General features: G+C 72.4%; 15 protein-coding genes and 1 pseudogene. 7 read left to right on the top strand and 9 right to left on the bottom strand.

All coding sequences use genetic code 11. The features are described from left to right. Nucleotides 1-50 precede the first annotated feature (50 nt). Both ACFU3E_RS16140 and ACFU3E_RS16135 read right to left on the bottom strand, forming a co-directional pair. The gene (locus tag ACFU3E_RS16140) at nucleotides 51-1,094 is read right to left on the bottom strand and encodes a BMP family protein (protein ID WP_384157488.1); all 1,044 of its coding nucleotides are present in this window, start codon (nucleotides 1,092-1,094) and stop codon (nucleotides 51-53) included. A gap of 554 nt (nucleotides 1,095-1,648) precedes the next feature. After that, nucleotides 1,649-2,881 (bottom strand): M20 family metallopeptidase, encoded by a 1,233-nt coding sequence (locus ACFU3E_RS16135; protein WP_384157509.1) that lies wholly within the window; start codon nucleotides 2,879-2,881, stop codon nucleotides 1,649-1,651. Between the two features lie 289 nt (nucleotides 2,882-3,170). On the opposite strand from ACFU3E_RS16135, the gene ACFU3E_RS16130 reads away from it, so the two are divergent. The 3 genes from ACFU3E_RS16130 (at nucleotide 3,171) to ACFU3E_RS16120 (ending at nucleotide 5,706) form a co-directional block, all read left to right on the top strand. After that, a complete protein-coding gene (locus ACFU3E_RS16130; RefSeq protein WP_384157506.1) occupies nucleotides 3,171-3,887 on the top strand; it encodes a class I SAM-dependent DNA methyltransferase in 717 nt (238 codons plus the stop codon). A 77-nt stretch (nucleotides 3,888-3,964) separates the two neighbouring features. Then, nucleotides 3,965-4,765 (top strand): methyltransferase domain-containing protein, encoded by an 801-nt coding sequence (locus tag ACFU3E_RS16125; protein WP_384157486.1) that lies wholly within the window; start codon nucleotides 3,965-3,967, stop codon nucleotides 4,763-4,765. Beyond that, nucleotides 4,762-5,706 (top strand): DMT family transporter, encoded by a 945-nt coding sequence (locus tag ACFU3E_RS16120; protein WP_384157483.1) that lies wholly within the window; start codon nucleotides 4,762-4,764, stop codon nucleotides 5,704-5,706. The genes ACFU3E_RS16125 and ACFU3E_RS16120 overlap by 4 nt, the downstream gene beginning before the upstream one ends. Nucleotides 5,707-5,771: 65 nt before the next feature. Here ACFU3E_RS16120 and ACFU3E_RS16115 read toward each other — a convergent pair whose 3' ends face one another. The 5 genes from ACFU3E_RS16115 to ACFU3E_RS16095 all read right to left on the bottom strand — a co-directional run bounded on the left by ACFU3E_RS16115 (nucleotide 5,772) and on the right by ACFU3E_RS16095 (nucleotide 12,333). Beyond that, nucleotides 5,772-7,481, bottom strand: a complete 1,710-nt coding sequence (locus tag ACFU3E_RS16115) for a LuxR C-terminal-related transcriptional regulator (protein ID WP_384157480.1) — start codon at nucleotides 7,479-7,481, stop codon at nucleotides 5,772-5,774. Nucleotides 7,482-7,582: 101 nt separating this feature from the next. Beyond that, nucleotides 7,583-8,647 carry a hypothetical protein gene (locus ACFU3E_RS16110; protein WP_384157477.1) on the bottom strand — a complete coding sequence of 355 codons (1,065 nt, stop codon included), beginning with the start codon at nucleotides 8,645-8,647 and terminating at the stop codon, nucleotides 7,583-7,585. 47 nt (nucleotides 8,648-8,694) lie between these two features. Beyond that, nucleotides 8,695-9,633 carry an N-acetylneuraminate synthase family protein gene (locus ACFU3E_RS16105; RefSeq protein ID WP_384157474.1) on the bottom strand — a complete coding sequence of 313 codons (939 nt, stop codon included), beginning with the start codon at nucleotides 9,631-9,633 and terminating at the stop codon, nucleotides 8,695-8,697. A gap of 13 nt (nucleotides 9,634-9,646) precedes the next feature. Beyond that, complete coding sequence (locus tag ACFU3E_RS16100) at nucleotides 9,647-10,924, bottom strand: cytidylyltransferase domain-containing protein (RefSeq protein WP_384157471.1); 1,278 nt, start codon at nucleotides 10,922-10,924, stop codon at nucleotides 9,647-9,649. A gap of 35 nt (nucleotides 10,925-10,959) precedes the next feature. Further along, on the bottom strand, nucleotides 10,960-12,333 hold the full coding sequence (locus tag ACFU3E_RS16095) for a DUF6716 putative glycosyltransferase (protein ID WP_384157468.1): 1,374 nt from the start codon (nucleotides 12,331-12,333) through the stop codon (nucleotides 10,960-10,962). A 198-nt stretch (nucleotides 12,334-12,531) separates the two neighbouring features. On the opposite strand from ACFU3E_RS16095, the gene ACFU3E_RS16090 reads away from it, so the two are divergent. The 4 genes from ACFU3E_RS16090 to ACFU3E_RS16075 all read left to right on the top strand — a co-directional run bounded on the left by ACFU3E_RS16090 (nucleotide 12,532) and on the right by ACFU3E_RS16075 (nucleotide 17,154). Beyond that, nucleotides 12,532-13,518: a glycosyltransferase family 2 protein gene (locus tag ACFU3E_RS16090; protein ID WP_384157465.1), complete on the top strand. Its 987-nt coding sequence runs from the start codon at nucleotides 12,532-12,534 to the stop codon at nucleotides 13,516-13,518. Beyond that, on the top strand, nucleotides 13,518-14,849 hold the full coding sequence (locus tag ACFU3E_RS16085) for an alpha-2,8-polysialyltransferase family protein (protein ID WP_384157462.1): 1,332 nt from the start codon (nucleotides 13,518-13,520) through the stop codon (nucleotides 14,847-14,849). Before ACFU3E_RS16090 ends, ACFU3E_RS16085 begins: the two co-directional genes overlap by 1 nt. A gap of 172 nt (nucleotides 14,850-15,021) precedes the next feature. Then, nucleotides 15,022-16,173, top strand: a complete 1,152-nt coding sequence (locus tag ACFU3E_RS16080; RefSeq protein ID WP_384157459.1) for an acyltransferase family protein — start codon at nucleotides 15,022-15,024, stop codon at nucleotides 16,171-16,173. A gap of 63 nt (nucleotides 16,174-16,236) precedes the next feature. Then, on the top strand, nucleotides 16,237-17,154 hold the full coding sequence (locus ACFU3E_RS16075; protein ID WP_384157456.1) for a class I SAM-dependent methyltransferase: 918 nt from the start codon (nucleotides 16,237-16,239) through the stop codon (nucleotides 17,152-17,154). A 23-nt stretch (nucleotides 17,155-17,177) separates the two neighbouring features. On the opposite strand, the pseudogene ACFU3E_RS16070 reads toward ACFU3E_RS16075, so the two are convergent. Both ACFU3E_RS16070 and leuE read right to left on the bottom strand, forming a co-directional pair. Further along, nucleotides 17,178-17,264: pseudogene (locus ACFU3E_RS16070) on the bottom strand (TetR family transcriptional regulator); the annotation flags it as partial. A gap of 23 nt (nucleotides 17,265-17,287) precedes the next feature. Further along, on the bottom strand, nucleotides 17,288-17,935 hold the full coding sequence (gene leuE / locus ACFU3E_RS16065) for a leucine efflux protein LeuE (RefSeq protein ID WP_384157453.1): 648 nt from the start codon (nucleotides 17,933-17,935) through the stop codon (nucleotides 17,288-17,290). Nucleotides 17,936-17,959 lie beyond the last annotated feature (24 nt).

Below are 17,959 nucleotides of genomic sequence, written 5' to 3'. Positions count from 1 at the left end.
GGCGGACACCTGGGGTGTCCGCCCGCTCCGCCCGCCCTGCGAGGGCTGTTCTACTCGGTCTTCACCTTGATGGAGCCGTCCTCGATGCCCTGCTTCGCCTTGTCCACGGCCTCCTTGAGGCCCTCGACCTTGGCGAACTCCGGGTTCGACTCGGACAGGCCGACGCCGTCGACCTTCAGGTCGAAGGTCTGCGTGCCGGTCAGCGGCTTGCCGTCCTCGACCGAATTGGACAGCGCGTAGACCGCGCCGCCGACGTCCTTGAGCGCGGACGTGAGGATGTAGTCCTTGTACGGGGCGAGAGCGGCCTGCTTGTACTGGTCGGAGTCGACACCGATCGCCCAGGCCTTCGCCTTGGCGGCGGCCTCGATGACGCCCTGGCCGGACAGACCGGCGGCCGCGTAGAGCACGTCGGCCTTCCTCTCGATCTGGCCCTCGGCGGCGGCCTTGCCCTTGTCGGGGCTGGAGAAGCCACCCTCCTCGGCCGTCTGGGTCAGGTACTGGGACAGCACCTTCACGCCGGGCTTGGTGTCCTCCACTCCCTGCTTGTAGCCGGCCTCGAACTTGTGGATCAGCGGGATGTCCACACCGCCCACGAAGCCGACGACATCGCTCTTCGTGGCCTTGGCGGCGGCCACACCGGCGAGGTACGAGGCCTGCTCCTCGGCGAAGACGAGGGAGGCGACGTTCTCGCCCTCGACCACGGAGTCCACGATGCCGAAGGTGGTGTCCGGGTACTTGGAGGCCACGGCCTTCATCGCCGGGCCGTAGGCGAACCCGACACCGATGACCGGGTTGTAGCCCTGCTTGGCCAGCGAGGCGAGGCGCTGCTCCTTGTCGGCGTTCGTCTCGCCCTCGGTCGGCTCGATGTCGGCCGTCTTGTAGCCGAACTCGTCCTTGGCCTTCGTCAGGCCGGCGTAGGCGGCGTCGTTGAAGGACTGGTCGCCCTTGCCGCCGACGTCGTACGCGATGGCGACGCCGCGGTCGCTGCTGTCGCTGTCGCCGCTGTCGCTGCTGGTACCGCCGCAGGCCGTGGCGACGAGCCCGAGCGACGCGACCCCCACCGCGACACGGGTCAGTTTGGAAATCCGACGCATCTGAAGTTCCCCATTCTCCAAAGCCCCGCAGTGGGTGCTCGGTTCGGCGCACATTAACGCGCGTAGACACTCATGGGAACGGTTCGCCGCGGGGCCGTTATCCATTCGTGCCGATGGCCGGTTACGCCCTTGTGAACCACGGGATCGAACGGGGTCGAAAGGTGTACTCGGGAATACGGCGCGTGCCTACCTCGCCACGCGCACCAGGCTGCCGTGAGGCTGCGCCGCTCGCAACCGGAGGCGCCGACGGGTGCCGCCGGGCTGCCTCCGGGGGCCAGGGGGTGCTGCCGCCCGGGCCGGGCAGGGGTGTCGCCGCCCGGGCCGGCCGGGCCGGGGCAGGGGTGTCGCCGCCCGGGCCGGCCAGGGGGCTCGGGGGTGTCGCCGCCGGGGCGGCCGGTGGGGGCTCGGGGTCGTCGCCCCCGTGCGGCGCGTCGTGGCTGGTCGCGCGGTTCCCCGCGCCCTCAAAGAGGTGGGCTTTCCCCGCGCCCCCAAGAAGGTGGGATCTCCCCGCATCCCCGGGAGGGCGGGGCCTCCCGCGCCCCCGGAATGGGGCCCTAGCGCAGGCCGTTGACCAGGGCCGCAGCCGTGAAGAGTTCCACGCCGACCGTGATGGCCGACTCGTCGACGTCGAAGTCGCCCTGGTGGAGGTCGCGGACGTGCCGTTCTCCGGGAATGCGGACGCCCAGGCGGGCCATGGCGCCGGGGACGTGCTCCAGGTACCAGGAGAAGTCCTCGCCGCCGAGGCTCTGCTCGGTGCCCTCGACGGACTCGACGCCGCGCCGGGCGATCATGGCGTCGCGCAGCAGTTCGGTGACGCCGGGCTCGTTGACGACGGGTGGGACACCGCGCACGTAGTTGATCTCCGACTTGGCGCGGTGCAGGTTGGCGATCTCGTCGATGGCCGCGACCACGACGTCGGGGGCCTGCCGCCATGCCTCGATGTCGAGGCAGCGCACGGTGCCGGAGAGCTCGGCGTGCTGCGGGATCACGTTCGGCGCGTGGCCCGACTCGACACGGCCCCAGGTGATGGCGAGCCCGCTGCGGCTGTCGAAGCGACGCCCGACCAGCGCGGGCACGTCGGTGACGACGCGGGCCGCGGCGGTGACCAGGTCGGTCGTGAGGTGGGGGCGGGCGGTGTGGCCGCCCGGGCCGTCGAGGCCGATCTCCAGCCGGTCGCAGGCGGAGGTGATGGGGCCCTCGCGGAGCCCGATCCTGCCCGCGTCCACGCGGGGGTCGCAGTGCACGGCGATGATCGCGCCGACGCCTTCCAGCGCTCCGCACTTGATGGCGTCGGCGGCGCCGCCCGGCAGCACCTCCTCGGCGGGCTGGAAGATCAGCCGGACCGGGCGGGGCAGGGCTCCCTGCCGGTGCAGCTCGGCGAGGACGAGGCCGGCGCCGAGGACGACGGTGGTGTGCACGTCGTGGCCGCAGGCGTGCGCGCGGTCGGGCACGGTCGAGCGGTACGGGCACTCCGCCTTGGTGTCCGGAATGGGCAGGCCGTCGATGTCGGCCCGCAGGGCGAGCATGCTGGGACCACCCTCCCACTGCTCGCCCTCCACACCGATGTCACAGACGAGTCCGGTCCCTACGGCGAGGACGCGCGGCTTGAGGCCGGCCCGCTCGAGCCGCTCCTTGATCGCGGCGGTCGTGCGGAACTCCTGGTTGCCGAGCTCCGGGTGCATGTGCATGTCGCGTCGGAACGCGATGAGCTCGGCCCGCAGAGCGTCGGGCAGTGCACCGGGAAGTGCGGCTCCCCCGGGAAGATCGACCTCGGACTCCAGTGACATCAGTTGCTTCACCCTCTGAAGGGTAGGGCGCCGAGGCGGTTTTCCGACCCTGGATCAACAAAACTTCAACCCGAAAGGGGAAGAAAATATGACCGCCGGGCGCATAGCTATCAACTGAGATGGGTACAATCGCCTGCCATTTGGGCCGGGCCGGTCCACCCATCCCCCAGAGTGTGACTTCGACCACACGTGCGTCACGACTCCGGTATCCATCCATCCTCTCCACGGATACCACGCCCTGCGCGGCGAACACGGGCTTGTTCGTCTGCCGGACGAGCGCCCCACTAGTCTGCGCCCCGTGCGCGCCCCCGATTTCCTACAGTCCACGCAGGCCTCGTACGACGCCATCGCCGAGGCCTACGCCGCCGAGCACCCCGACAGTCTGGCCGGGAGACCGCTGGAGCGGGCGCTGCTGACCGCCTTCGTGGAGCTGGTCCGGGCGGCCGGGACGGCCGGGCGACCACCGGTCGCGGACGTCGGCAGCGGCCCGGGGTACGTGACGGCGCGGCTGCACGAGGCCGGGCTGCCGGTGTTCGGGGTCGACGCGTCGCCCCGCATGGTGGCCCTGGCCCGCCGGGCGCACCCGGAGCTGCGCTTCCACGTCGGCTCGATGACGGCGCTGGACCTGCCGGAGGAGACGCTGGGCGGCATCGTCGCGCTGTATTCGATCATCCATGTGCCGGACGATCATCTGCCGTCCGTCTTCGCCGGGTTCCGCCGTGTCCTGCTGCCGGGGGCACCGGTGCTGCTCGGCTTCCAGTCCGGGGACGAGGACGGGCACCAGCGCCTGACCGAGCGCTACGGGCAGAAGATCGCGCTCGACTGCTACTGGCGCACTCCGGACACGGTCGCCGGGCACCTCGAAGAGGCGGGCCTGGAGGTGTACGCCCAGGTGCTGCGCGCGCCCCAGGGTGAGGAGAGGATGCCGCGCGCCTTCCTCCTGGCCCGCAGACCGACGCCCGCGCCCCGTCCGGTGCTTTCCGGCCAAGCGGTCGCGGCTAGGTAGAACTACCGAAGCCCTCACGCCCGGCCCGCCGGTAGAAACGAGCCTCGTCGGTCGCGGAGTGGTGGAAGGACGTTCGCATGCCCCTGCCTGGTCATTCGGTTCACAGTGCGCTGGCCACCAGCCTGGACGCGGCCCCCGGACAGCGGGTGCTCGACCTGGGGTGCGGGACCGGCGGGACGCTCCAGGCCGTGGCGTCGAGAGCACCCGGTGCGGTGCTGTACGGCTGTGACGTGGACCCCGGCACGGTGGCGGCCGCGCGCGCCCTGCTGGGGGCGGCCGCCGAGATCGAGGTGCACGACCTCGACAAGCCCACCCGGTACCCGGCCGGGAGCATGGACGGGGTGGTCTGCCACGACGTCCTGGAGTTCCTGCGCGACCCGGGGGCGCTGATCGACGAGGTGGCCCGGCTGCTGCGGCCGGGTGGGAGGGCGGTGATCTCGCACACCGACTACGACGCCCTGGTGATACGCGCCGGTGACCCGGAGCTGACCCGGGCCGTCTGCCACGGGTGGGCGGAGTTCCCGGAGGAGTGGATGCGGTTCAGCGACGCGTGGATGGGACGCAAGGCCGCCTCACTGGTACGGAAGAGTCTGCTGCGGCTCGAACGGGTCGACACCCACGTGACGGTGTGCACCGAACTGGCCGGGTTCGCCCGGCACCGCGTCGACCAGATCGCCACGGCCCTGCGCGAGCGCGCCCTCCGCGGGACGGGCCCGTTGCCGGCCGCCGAGATCGACGCGTGGACGGGTGCCGTGGAACGGGCCGCCCGGGACGGGGAGTTCTTCTACGCGGAGACCGCCTTCCTCGTCCGGGCGACCCTCGCCCACGACCCCGCCCTCGCCCCCGCCGTGACGAGTGCCGGAGCCGTCGGGGCATGACCGCCGTCGCGCCCGCATCGCCGCGCGTGCCCCCGGCCCGCGCCGCGGCACCCGCGCTGGCGGCCACCGTCTGCGCCATGGTCAGCGTGCAGACCGGGGCCTCCCTCGCCGTGCTGCTCTTCGACCGGGTGTCGCCCGCCGGGACCGCCTGGCTGCGACTGAGCTGCGCGGCCGTGCTGCTGCTCCTGTGGACCCGGCCGCGGATCGGCCGTCTCCCGCGCCGTGACCTCGGTGCGGCGGCGGCGCTGGGCGGGGCGAGCGCGGTGATGACCCTGTGCTCGTTCCAGGCGATCGACCGGCTGCCCCTGGGAACGGTCAGCGCGGTGGAGTTCGCGGGGCCGCTGCTCGTCGCGGTGGCGGGTTCGCGGCGGCGCGCCGACCTGTGCTGGCCGCTGCTCGCGCTGGTCGGGGTGCTGCTGCTCACCCGGCCCTGGGAGGCGTCCGCGGACTGGCCGGGCATCGGGTTCGCGCTCGGTGCCGCGGCGGGGCTGGCGGGCTACATCCTCCTGACACAGCGCGTCGGCGACCGGCTGCCGGGGCGGCAGGGCGTCGCGCTGGCCACCGCCGCGGCCGCCCTGTGCACCGGCGTGGTGGCAGGTGGCCGGGCGGAGGCGGACTGGTTCGACCCGGGGCTGCTGGCGGTCACGGCCCTGGCCGCGGTGCTGCTGCCGATCCTCCCGCACCTGCTGGAGCTGTTCGCACTGCGCCGGCTGACGGCGGGGGCGTTCGGAACGCTGATGAGCCTGGAGCCGGCGGTCGCGACCGGCATCGGTTTCGTCGTGCTGTCCCAGACGCCGGACGTGCTGCAGGCGGTCGGCGTGGCCCTGGTCTGTGTGGCGGGAACAGCGGCGTGCCGCAGCGGTGCGCGCGACGCGCCGCCCCCGCTCCCGCCCGCGGACCAGCCCACCGCCGGACCTCTCCCGCCGGGCCCGAAGGGCTGAGGGCCCGGTCGCCGGAACCTCGGAGCGTCACCGTCCCCCCTCGGTGACCCGTCACCCTTCACCCTTCACCCGTCACCCGGCCCCCGGCCGTCTCCGCCCCCGTCCTCCGGAACGGAGCGGACGTACCAGGCCACGGCCTCCGCGCGGTTGCGCACGCCCAGGCGGGTCAGCAGCTGGGCCACGTGGGCGTTCACCGTGCGGACGCTGAGGCGCAGTTCCGTGGCGATCTCCCGGTCCGTGCGGCCCTCGGCGAGGCGGGCGATCACCTCGCGCTGGCGGGGTGTCAGCGCGAGCGCCGGTAACGGGCGCGGTTCCGCTCCGGTGTGCCGCGCGGGGCGGTGGGCCGCGCGCAGGCGCGCGATCTCGTCGAGGCAGGGCCGCGCTGCCATCGGCGCGGCGATCCGTTCGGCCTCGTCGAGCAGGACGGCGGCGTGATCGTCGCCCGGCCGGTGGCAGGCCGCGCGGCCCAGCAGGGCGTGGACCAGACGGGCGCGGGCGTGGGTACGGCGGAACACCCAGATCGCGGTCTCCCAGTGCCCCGCCTCGTCCGGGTCCGGCGCGGACGGGCCCGTTCCGCCGGCCGCCCGGGCCACCTCCGCCCTCGCCACCGCCGCCACTCCGTCCGTCAGCTCGTACGGAGCGGCGACATGATGACGCACCCGGGCGAGGACGGCCTCCAGGGTCTCCAGCAGCCGGTGCGGCGCGCACTCGGGGTGCAGCATGGGCGGCCTGGCCCCGGTCGTCTGGGCCCGGATCGCGGAGGCGAGCGCGTCGACGACGTACAGTCCGCTGCTGGGCGGTGCCAGATGGCCGCGGGCCAGTTCGAGCGCGCGGCCGGTCAGCTCCTCGACGGCGGCGTGATCCCCGAGCCGGGCAGCGGCGGCCAGGGCGAGACTGAGCAGGTAGGCCTCGTGCAGCGGGCTGCTGGACGCCACCAGGCGGACGAACGGCGGGGCCGGGTCCGGTTCCCGGCCGCGCCAGGTCAGCAGCCAGCAGCGTACGAGGGTCTCCTCGACCTCGTTGAGGGAGCCGTGCGCCTCGCCCGGTGCGGGATCGCCGAGCAGCTCGTCGGCCTCGGTCCAGCGTCCGGCCTCGATCAGGTCCTCGATGAGCGCCAGCCGCAGGGTGTTGCCCTCCTCGGTGGCCGGCTCCCCGTGGTCGGCCGCGTAGGTCATGCCCGCGCCCCGGATGCGGGCGGCGTCGGCGACGTTTCCGGTCCGCAGGTAGGTGGCGCGGGCCTCGTTGAAGTAGGAGCGCACGACCAGGTGGTGGCGGCCGGACTCGATACCCAGGCGCCGGGCCCGCCGGGTGTGCCGCAGGGACTCGTCCAGGTTGCCGAGGGTGAGGGCGGCTTCCGCGACGATCGTGCTCACGAAGGTCTCCAGTGCGCCGTCACCGGCTGCGCGGGCCAGCTCGGCGGCTTCGGCCAGGGCCCGTACGCCGTCGTCGGTCCGGCCGCGCCGCAGCCGGGCGAGGCCGCCGGAGCACAGCACGCGGATCCGTTCCTGCGGCGGCGCGTCGGGGGCGAGCTCGGCGAGGGACTGCTCGAAGTAGTCGTGCTCCCAGCTGGTGCTTCCGGCGTCGAGGTAGCGGCCGAGGTGTTCCAGGAGGAGTGCACCGGAGTGTGCCGCCGTGCGCCCGGCCTCGGCCAGCGCCCGGACCGCGATCCGGTGCGCCTCGTCGGCCCGGCCCGAGAGGAAGGCGCGTTCGGCCTGTCTGCGGAGGGTCTCGGCTCGGGTCGGAGCGTCCTGGTCCTCGTGTCCGGCCGCTGCCACAGCCCGCCCTCTCCGCCGGCGTCTTCCCAGGTCAGAGGGTAGCAAGCCACGGCATGGTGCCCCTGGCCGGCCGGGTCGCCCCCGCCCGTCGATCCGGGACCTCAGACCGCCTGCACCGCTGACAGGCGGTGGACGTCCCGAGCCGTCCCCGTGACCCCCGACAGGAAGCCCTGGGCCCGCGGAGACGCGGTCTCGGTCAGCCACGCCGGGTCGATGTCGCAGACCGCGACACGTACCTCCGTGCCGGACAGGGCGAGGGGGAGGGTGTGGACGACCGTGGAGGGGAAACTGAGGATCGTGCGGCCGATGGGGCCGCGGCGGGCGATCAGTTCCAGGGGCAGCTCGGGGCGGACGATCTCCAGGCCCGTCTCGACCGCGAGGCGGTGGAGCTTGTCGGTGCTCTCGCGGCGGTGGGCGAAGTAGCGGGTGGCACCGTGGGCCCCGGCCAGGGCACGGACGGCCTCCAGGTAGCGGCCGTCGTCCACGACGCCGGTCTCCACCAGGGACGTGCCCACCATGTCGGCGCCCTTGGTGATGCGGGGCGGGCCGAAGCGGGCCCGGGTCCAGGCGAAGGTGTGGGCGGTGACCGTGACGCCCGCCGGGGTCTCCTCCATCGGCATGGAGGAGAAGATCTCGATGCCGCGGCTGCCGGAGGGGGCCAGGCGGCGGCGGGCGGCGGCCGACACCGGCGCGAAGATCACGTCCCGCGGGCCGGGGCGGCCGCCCTTGCGGTGCCAGCGCACCAGGCGTTCGCCCCGGGCCAGCTGCCCGACGAACTCCATCGTCGCCGTGCCGTCGTCGACGACGACCAGGTCTCGGGCGCGGGTGATCGTCAGCAGCAGCTGGACGTAGCGGGAGAAGGGGTCCCCCAGCACGATCCGGCCCGCTCTTCGGAGCAGGCCGGTCAGGCCGCCGACGGTCTGGAAGGGCGCGAGGGGCCCGCCCCGCGCCTCCTCCCAGCGGACCTGGTGCCCCTCGTCGCGGGCCAGCTCGGACATCCGCCGCAGCTGGCCGCGCGTCATCGGGTCGACGGGCGACAACACCACGAGGGTGAGCCCCACGCCGGGCGCATGCGCGTGCGCCCACTCCAGCACGTTGAGCAGCTGTACCGGGCTCTCGACGAAGGCGAGAGTGTGGGGGCCGGCGTTCCCGGCGCGGGGGCTCATCGACGTACGACCGTCCCGTCGTAAGGGGGGTGGTGGGGGTGGTGCGCTCAGACGCCGACCGGCTCGCCCGCCGCCGTGGCGATCTCCGCCTCGGCGACCACACCGGCGACGCGGCGCAGCTTCTTCATCGGGGCCAGCTCGGACTCGTAGACCTTCTTGACGCCGTCACCGAGGGAGGCCTCGATGGTGCGGATGTCGCGGACGAGGCGGGTGAGGCCCTGCGGCTCCACGGAGGCGGCCTGGTCCGAGCCCCACATGGCGCGGTCGAGGGTGATGTGGCGCTCGACGAAGGTGGCGCCGAGGGCGACCGCGGCGAGGGTGGTCTGCAGGCCGGTCTCGTGGCCGGAGTAGCCGATCGGGACGTTCGGGTACTCCTGCTGGAGGGTGTTGATGACGCGCAGGTTGAGCTCGTCGGCCTTCGCCGGGTAGGTCGACGTGGCGTGGCACATCAGGATGTTGTCGGAGCCGAGGACCTCGACCGCGTGGCGGATCTGCTTCGGCGTCGACATGCCGGTGGAGAGGATCACCGCGCGGTTGGTGCCGCGCAGGGCGCGCAGCAGCTCGTCGTCCGTGAGGGAGGCGGAGGCCACCTTGTGGGCGGGGACGTCGAACTTCTCGAGGAAGGCGACGGCCTCGGTGTCCCACGGGGAGGCGAACCAGTCGATGTTCTTCGACTTGCAGTAGTCGTCGATCGCGCGGTACTCGTCCTCGCCGAACTCCACGCGGTGGCGGTAGTCGATGTAGGTCATCCGGCCCCAGGGCGTGTCGCGCTCGATGTCCCACTGGTCGCGCGGGGTGCAGATCTCCGGGGTGCGCTTCTGGAACTTGACGGCGTCGCAGCCGGCCTCGGCGGCGGCGTCGATCAGCTTGAAGGCGTTCTCGAGATCGCCGTTGTGGTTGATGCCGATCTCACCGCAGACGTAGACCGGGCGGCCCGGGCCGACCTCGCGCGAACCGAACCGGCGGATACGGGAGTTGGTGCTCATGGCAGAGATGTCCTTACTTGGTGAGGGAATCGAGAGAGGGGCCGAGGATCCAGCTGGCGATCTCTCGGATCGCGCCGTCGCCACCGGGGACGGTGGTGACCGCGCGTGCGGCGCCGCGCACGACGTCGTGGGCGCTCGCGACCGCCACGGGCCAGCCCACGAGGGCGAAGCACGGGAGGTCATTGACGTCGTTGCCGACGTAGAGCACGCGCTCCGGCGCGATGCCCTGCTCCTCGCACCACTGCTTCAGCGCGAGGTCCTTGCGGTCGATGCCGTGCAGCACCGGGAGCTTGAGCTTCCGGGCCCGGGCGGCGACCACGGGGTTCTGTTCCGTGGACAGGATCAGCATCTTGAGGCGACCGCTCGCACGGAGGGCCGCGATACCGAGTCCGTCCCCGCGGTGCACGGAGACGAACTCCCGTCCGTCGGAGTCGACCAGCACCCGGTCGTCGGTCTGGGTGCCGTCGAAGTCGAGTACGACCGCGTCGATGTCGTCGGCGGTCGGAAGGGCGCCGGGGCGCTCCGCGTCGAAGAGCGGGGCGAGGGCCCGGGCGCGGGCGAGGTCGTGCGGGTCGTCGATCTCCAGCACGCGCGCCGGGTCCGTGCGGACCAGTTCGGTGCGGCCGAAGAAGCGGTGCCGGTGCTTGCGGAAGCCGGACGCCTCCATGGCGTAGGCGGCGCCGGTCTCCAGCAGGTCCTGGGGGCGGTCCTGGCGGCGGGGGCGGAAGGACTTGTCGTGGTTGACGCCGTAGCCGCCGCCGGCCGCGGCGTCGGTCTCCGTGACGGAGCCGGCCGCGACAGTGTCCTCGGCGTACTCCGCGTCCCGCCAGATGAACCCGTGGAAGGGCGCCACGGTCACCGCGGTGTCGGCGCCGTTCCCGGCGATCGCGCCGGCGACGCCGTCGATGTCCTCGCGGACGAGGAACGGGCTGGTGCACTGCACGAGCAGGACGACGTCCACCGGCGCCCCGTGCAGGGCCTCGTGGGCGTCCATGGCGTGCAGGACGGCGGCCTCGGAGGTGGCGGTGTCGCCGGCGATGGCGGCGGGCCGCAGCACGACCTCGGCGCCGGCCTCCCGGGCGGCGGACGCGATGGCCTGGTCGTCGGTGGAGACCACGACGTCCGTCACCAGCCGGGCCGACCGGCACTCGCGTACCGCCCGGGCCACCAGCGGGACACCGCCGACGGGCAGGAGGTTCTTCGCGGGCACACCCTTGGAGCCGCCGCGCGCGGGGATCACCGCGAGCACGCGGCGCACCGAGGCGCCTCGGCCCGCTTCCGGTTGGGACATGGGGTCTACTCCTTGGGCAGGGGTCTCGGGGCGGCTCACAGCTCGCCCATCCGCCGGATGACGGGCGCCACGCGCTGCACGCCGTGCCGGTAGGCGCCGCGCGCCGCCCGGCGCACGATCTGCCGGACCGGTCCGGGCTCGTTGCCGGCGGCGGGCGCACCGGGCAGCGGGGTGCCGTCCGGGCCGAGGTGGTGGCGGGCGAGGATCCCGGGCAGATAGCCGGGCGCGGTGACGGGGGTGTAGTACGGGGCCAGCGGGGGCAGGCCGCCGGGCCGGCCGAGCAGCCCGGCGATGCGTTTGCGTGCCGCGTCGAAGGCGGAGTCGTAGGAACCTCTCCCGGACTTCGTCCGGGACGTGCCCCCAGCCACGACGCCCTGCCGGGAGACCCACTCCTCGTCGGGGGCGGGCCGGTGCCCGGCGTCGAGCTGGTCCCAGGAGGCGAGGCAGCCGGAGCCCACGAAGTGGTGGTTGCCGAGGGCCTCACGGATACCGAGGTCGGTCAGCACGACGGTCGGGATACGGCGGTGCAGTGACTCCAGGGCGGCCGTGGAGCTGACCGTCACCAGCAGGTCGGTCCGGTCGAGGACCTCGCCCATGTTCCCGTAGACCAGGCGGAAGTTGGCCGGCGGATCGAGGCGCTGCGCCAGCTTCTGGTACGGCAGCTCCTCGATGTGGGTGGTGTGTTCGCCCGGCTTGGAGCGCAGCTTCAGCAGCACCTCGCGCTCGGGGTGCTTGCGGGCGTGCTGCACCAGCCGGTTCAGCAGGTACGTACGGTCCCTGCGGTTCTCCGGGACGGAGGGCTGGGCGGCGAAGACGACCGTGTACGGGTCGTGCTCGCCTTCGTAGGGTGCGCCGCCGAGGAACGGCAGGGCCACCTCGGTCACCGCGGAGGCGTCGGCGCCGACCCCTTCGTAGACGGCCCGGAAACGGTCCGCGTCCTGGCGGGAGTTGGCGAGGACGAGGTCCGCGCCGTGCCGCAGCAGCAGGCCGTCGGCGAGCTTCTCGTAGACGACACCGACGTAGCCGGTGACGACGACGGGCCGCGAGGCGCGGTTCTCCCAGACGCGTGCCAGGCCGTGCAGCATCGCCTGTACACCGCCGCCCACCAGGGAGAGGACCAGGACGTCGTAGGACTCCTCGGCCATGGCGCGCAGGAACTCGACGGCGGTGACCTCCCGCAGCGAGTCGGCACGCACGCCCACCTCCTCCAGCTGGCGCGGGGTGGGCGTCGCCCGGCCGCGCAGCAGGAATCCGTCGAGGACGGGGCCGGTTTGCGCGCCCTCGCACGCTCCGGTTTCCATGGACGGTCCCGGGGCGATGCGGTGCGCGGTCAGCGCACCCCATTTCCATCGGGTGTCTGAGTCCGCGAGGACGGCGATCCGCGGGCGATTCGGTGTACTTGCTGGCACGTCGATGACGCTAGGAAGCGAATCCGAGGTATGGCGGAACCGCGACTCAACGAAAAGTTAACAACACCCCACCGAGAGCCGAACTGGCCTGCTGGAAGGCGGGAAATACACGCGGTGCACCGTTCTGACACATGGAGTTCACCCGGTGTACGTTCATCGGAAAGTTCCGCTGCCGGGCGGCCTTCTAACGTTTCGCGGGTGCCTAAGCTTTCCGTGATCGTGCCGTTCTACAACGTGCAGCAATATGCCCCGGACACCCTCAGAAGTCTTCGGCTGAACGCCGACCGGGATTTTGAGTTCATCCTGGTCGACGACCATTCGAAAGACGAAACCCCGGCCATTCTCGAACGAGCGGCCGAGGACCTTTCGGATGTCGCGCAGGTGCGTTACATCCGACACGAGAAGAACGGCGGTCTCGCCACCGCCCGCAACACCGGCCTGGACGCGGCGCAGGGCGAGTACCTGACGTTCCTGGACGGCGACGACTGGCTGGCCCCGGGTTACCTCACCGAACTGGTGTCCGCGATGGACGGCCTGGGGTGCGACTTCGTGCGCACCGACCACGTCCAGGCCACCGCGCGCGCCCGTTCCGTGCACCGGGTCCCCGTCGGGCGGCGCTGGGAGGCGTTCGACCCACGGGAGGCGATCCTCCCCGCCCACCGCTCCACATCGGTGGACTACGCCTACGCCTGGGCCGGCGCGTACCACCGCCGGCTCGTCGACAAGGGCGTGCTCCACTTCACCGACGGGCTGCGCACGGCCGAGGACCGGCCGTGGATCTGGAAGCTGCACCGCGAGGCGGAGTCGTTCGCCGTGGTGAGCCTGCTGGGCGTGTTCTACCGGCGCGGGGTGGCCTCGTCCCTGACGCAGATCGGCGACGTCCGCCAGCTCGACTTCATCCGCGCCTTCGACCAGGTGGTCGAGGAGACCGCCGCGGACCGCGAGGCGGACCGGCTGCTGCCCAAGGCGGTGCGGACCTACTGCGCCATCATCGCCCACCACCTCTCCAACGAAGACAGGTTCGAACCGGCCGTGGCCAGGCAGCTGCGGTCGATGAGCGCGGCGGCCATCAAGCGCATGCCGCAGGACGCGCTCGGTGACGCACTGGAGGCCATGGACATGGACCGCTCGTCCAAGCTGCGGCGGCTGCGGCGCCGAGTGACCACGACGGGAGCGGCCGCCTGATGCCCGGGACCACTCAGATCTTCTGCGCCTCGACGCTGTACGGCGTCGCCACCCTGGCCGCCGCGATCGACTCGGACCTCTTCGAGGAGCCGGACCGCCGGGTGCTGCTGGTGTTCAACAACTCCGCGACCCCGGAGACCACCCCGGCCCTCGACGAGATGCCGGGCTTCGCCCCGCTGCGCGAGCACTTCGACGAGGTGCTGTCCTGGAACGAAGCCATCCGCCCCTTCCACCCCGGGGCCTGGACACCGCGCGCCAACGACATCCCCCTCTTCGAGCGCTATCTGCGGCTGCTGTGGGGCCTGGGCGAGGACCGGGTGAGCCTGGTGCTGGAGTCCATCCAGGTGGCGCCCGCCCTGACGGTGGCCCAGCTGTTCACGGACGCCCCCGTCGATGTCTACGCCGACGGGCTGATGAGCTACGGCCCCACCCGCAACAAGCTCGACCCGCTGGTCGGCACGCGCGTACGGCGGCTGCTGCACCTCGACCTGGTGCCGGGGCTCACGCCGATGCTGCTCACCGAGTTCGGGGTGCCGGCGCACCTGGTGCCCTCGCCCGCGTTCCTGAAGGTACTCGGCGAGGTCACCGAGACCGTGCCCGAACTGCCCGCGCTGCCCGGCGACTCGGCGCTGCTGCTCGGCCAGTACCTGTCGGCGCTGAGCATCCTCTCCCCCGAGGAGGAAGAGGACCTGCACGTGCGGATGATGCGGGGTGCCGTCGCCCGGGGCCACCGTTCGGTCGTCTTCAAGCCCCACCCGACCGCCCCGGCCCGCTACAGCCGTGCCCTGGAGAGGGAGGCCGAGGAGCTCGGCGTGGACCTCACGGTCCTGGACACGCCCGTGCTCGCCGAGGTGCTGTTCGACCGGGCCCGGCCCGCGCTGGTCGTCGGCTGTTTCTCGACCGCGCTGTTCACGGCCTCCGCGTTCTACGACCTGCCCGTCGCGCGCATCGGAACCGAGCTGCTGCTGGAGCGGCTGACGCCGTACCAGAACAGCAACCGGGTCCCGGCCACCCTCGCGGACGCGTTGCTGCCCGGCCTGGAGAGCGGCAACGGCGGCGACGTCCTGCCGGCCGAGCGGCTGCCCGCCCTCCTCACGGCCCTGGGGTTCACCATGCAGCCGCAGATCCACCCGGACCTGCGCCCGCAGGCGGAGCAGTTCCTCGCGCGGCATCTCGGCCCGCTCACCCGGCGCTACTTCAAGAAGCGCCGTCTCACCGCGCTCGGACTGCCCGGTGGCATTCCGCAGCGGCTGGCGTTCCTGCCCCGCAACGCCACCGCACGCCGGGTGGTGAGGCGGGCCCGGGCGCTGCGCAAGGCGGTACGCCGCTGAGCCGGTCCCGCCCCGCGGCCCGCCCCGGCGACATCCAGATGAACCGATGGGGACCGGTAGGCGAACCCTGTTGCCGTCGAACGTATTTGCGTCAACGCTCGTCCTAGGGTGACAGGCGCCCGCCCACGGGCGGCTCAGGCAAAGGACACACGAGCCACACAGAGGTTTCAGCGTGACCGAGACGGTCGTCAGCACCCGCAAGCCGCAGCCCGGTGCCGCCGTGCCGGCCGAACCACCGGGCGCCACGACCGTCCCGCGGCGCCGGAGTTCCGGGGGCCGGCTGCGTGCCCTGGACGGACTGCGGCTGGTGGCCGCGCTGATGGTGGCGGCGTACCACTACGGCGGGCGCGACGGTGAGGTCGCCCAGGCCTGGGGCACCTCCCCCCAGGAGCAGTTCCCCACCCTGCACCCGCTGTTCGCCTACGGCTGCCTCGGCGTCCAGGTCTTCTTCGTGATCAGCGGGTTCGTGATCTGCATGAGCGGCTGGGGCCGTCCCCTGACGTCGTTCTTCGCCTCCCGCGCCTCCCGGCTGCTGCCCGCCTACTGGGCGGCGGTCCTGCTGGTGACCGGCGTGTTCGCCCTGCCGGTGGTCGCCTACCAGGCCGTGTCGCCGAGCGACGCCCTGGTGAACCTGACGATGCTGCAGATGCCGCTGGGCGTCGACCGGGTGCTCGGGGTGTGCTGGACCCTGTGGGCGGAGGTCCGCTTCTACGCCCTGTTCGCCCTGTGCGTCGTGCTGCCCGGGGCCGACCGCCGCCGGGTGATCATGTTCTGCGCGGGCTGGATGCTGGCGGCGGTGATCGCCGAGAACGCGCACATGCCGCTGCTCGACATCGTCCTGATGCCGGAGTACGCGCCCTTCTTCATCGGCGGTGTCGGCCTCTACCTCGTGCACCGCGACCGGCGGGACGTCTACGGCTGGGGCATCGTCGCCGTGAGCTGGCTGATCGGCCAGCACTACGCGGTGCAGGGGCTGTGGCACGCCCCCGACCCGGAGGCCTTCTCCTACCGCTCGTCGTTCGGGATCGTCGCCGTCGTCACGTTCGGCTTCGTGGCGGTCGCCGCGATCGCGCTGGGCCTGCTCAACGGGGTGAACTGGCGGTGGCTGACGGTCGCGGGCGCGCTGACCTACCCCTTCTACCTGGTCCACGAGCATCTCGGCTGGGTGGTGATCCACGCGCTGCACCGCGGTCTGGGGCTGGCGTCGGGGGTGACGCTCGCGCTGACGGTGGCGTCAATGCTGCTGCTGGCGTGGTTGCTGAACAAGTATGTGGAGAAGCCGCTGACGCCCCGGCTGCGGGCGGCGCTGGCGAAGGCCCGCTGACCTGTTCACGGCACGTTCAACCGGCCGTTGGTTGGGGCAATGCTCAGAGAGAAGGCTCGTCTCATGACCAACGCACAGGCAACGGACAAGCACCCCGGCGAACTCGCCGACGTCCCGGGCTGGTTCCCGCCGCTGGACCAGATGCTGTTCACCTGGCTCCTCGAACAGCAGAAGAAGGCCGGCACAAAGGGCGACCTGCTGGAACTCGGCGTCTACCTGGGCAAGAGCGCGATCCTCCTCGGCCACCACCTCCAGGACGGCGAGCGGTTCACGGTCTGCGACCTGTTCGAGGGCGACGCCCCGGACGGGGCCAACCAGGCCGAGGCGGCCAAGTCGTACGCCTCGCTCACCCAGCAGGCGTTCGAGCGGAACTACCTCTCCTTCCACGACGCCCTGCCGACGGTGATCACCGGCCCCAGCTCCCTGGTGCCGGAGACGGTGGCCGCCGGCACCTGCCGCTTCGTCCACATCGACGCCTCGCACCTGTACGAGCACGTGTACGGCGACATCGGCGCGGCTCGCGACATCCTGCTGCCCGAGGGCGTCGTGGTCCTCGACGACTTCCGGTCCGAGCACACCCCGGGTGTCTCGGTCGCCGCCTGGGAGGCCGTCCTCAACCGCGGCCTGAACCCGGTCTGCCTCAGCACGCAGAAGCTGTACGCCACCTGGGGCGATCCCGAGCCGCTCCAGGAGGAACTGCTCCAGATGCTGCGGCAGCGCTCGGACGTCGGGCTGAGCACGCAGGAGGCAGCCGGGCACCGGCTGATCCGGACCCGGTCCCGAGGCATGAAGCCGCCGTCCTTCCCGCCCTCACGGCACTACGTGGAACCGGCGCACGCAGCCCCCGCCCCCACGGTCGCCGAGTCGCGTGCGGCGCGCCCGGCCCGGCCCGCCCCCTCCCGGGCCCGCAGGCTCGCCAGGGACCTGCTGCCGCCCGTGGTCACCCGGGCCGTACGGCGGGCCCGCGCGAAACGGTCCTGACGCCGGGCCGCGTCATGAGACCCCTCCATCTGCCCGGCGTGCTCGATGCCGGTGAAGCGTGAGCCGCTGAACAGCTTCGCGCCGTCCCGGTGGCCGAGCGGGGCGCACCTCGGCCGGTGCCAGGCCGGGGGCCCTAGGAACTCGCCAGTGACAGCTTCACCGCGAAGCCCAGGAACAGCGCACCCGCCGCCGAGGTCGCCCCCGCCGACAGGCGCCTGCGGCGGCGGAAGGCGGCGGCCAGCCTGGTGCCGCCGAATATCAGCGCGCTGAGGTAGAGCACACTGGCGAGCTGGGCGAGGGTGCCGAGGACGACGAAGGACAAGGCGGGGTAGGCGTACCCCGGATCGACGAACTGCACGAAGAAGGCGACGAAGAAGAGGATCGCCTTGGGATTGATCAGGCTGACGACGAAGGCACGGCGGAAGGGCCGCTCCTCGGCGGGCTCGGGCGCCTCACCACCGGCGTTCCGCTCCCCGCGTGTCCGCCACATGCCCCACGCGGCCCGCAGCATGCCGACGGCCAGCCAGGTCAGATATCCGGCCCCCGCGTACTTGACGACGGCGAACAGCACGGCGTTCGCCTGGAGCAGCGAGGCCACTCCGGCCGCGGACAGCGTCATCAACACCGCGTCCCCGCACCAGACTCCGGCGGCGGCGGTGTACCCGGCACGCACGCCACGGCGGGCGGCCACGGACAGCACGTACAGCGAGTTGGGGCCGGGCAGCAGGATGATCAGGACGAGACCCGCCAGGTAGGTGGGCAGATCGATGACACCGAACATGCGCATGAGTGTCGCACGCGGGTC

It is taken from the genome of Streptomyces sp. NPDC057424, from assembly GCF_042803315.1.
Lineage (GTDB): Bacteria > Actinomycetota > Actinomycetes > Streptomycetales > Streptomycetaceae > Streptomyces.
Note: the sequence above shows the minus strand (reverse complement) of the source record. Positions and strands in the feature narration are given on the sequence as shown.

What these genes read in the sequence shown, in the direction of transcription:
- ACFU3E_RS16140 (WP_384157488.1), bottom strand. Translation starts at nt 1,094, where the DNA reads ATGCGTCGGATTTCCAAACTGACCCGTGTCGCGGTGGGGGTCGCGTCG.
- ACFU3E_RS16135 (WP_384157509.1), bottom strand. Translation starts at nt 2,881, where the DNA reads ATGTCACTGGAGTCCGAGGTCGATCTTCCCGGGGGAGCCGCACTTCCC.
- ACFU3E_RS16125 (WP_384157486.1), top strand. Translation starts at nt 3,965, where the DNA reads ATGCCCCTGCCTGGTCATTCGGTTCACAGTGCGCTGGCCACCAGCCTG.
- ACFU3E_RS16120 (WP_384157483.1), top strand. Translation starts at nt 4,762, where the DNA reads ATGACCGCCGTCGCGCCCGCATCGCCGCGCGTGCCCCCGGCCCGCGCC.
- ACFU3E_RS16110 (WP_384157477.1), bottom strand. Translation starts at nt 8,647, where the DNA reads ATGAGCCCCCGCGCCGGGAACGCCGGCCCCCACACTCTCGCCTTCGTC.
- ACFU3E_RS16105 (WP_384157474.1), bottom strand. Translation starts at nt 9,633, where the DNA reads ATGAGCACCAACTCCCGTATCCGCCGGTTCGGTTCGCGCGAGGTCGGC.
- ACFU3E_RS16100 (WP_384157471.1), bottom strand. Translation starts at nt 10,924, where the DNA reads ATGTCCCAACCGGAAGCGGGCCGAGGCGCCTCGGTGCGCCGCGTGCTC.
- ACFU3E_RS16085 (WP_384157462.1), top strand. Translation starts at nt 13,518, where the DNA reads ATGCCCGGGACCACTCAGATCTTCTGCGCCTCGACGCTGTACGGCGTC.
- ACFU3E_RS16075 (WP_384157456.1), top strand. Translation starts at nt 16,237, where the DNA reads ATGACCAACGCACAGGCAACGGACAAGCACCCCGGCGAACTCGCCGAC.
- leuE (WP_384157453.1), bottom strand. Translation starts at nt 17,935, where the DNA reads ATGTTCGGTGTCATCGATCTGCCCACCTACCTGGCGGGTCTCGTCCTG.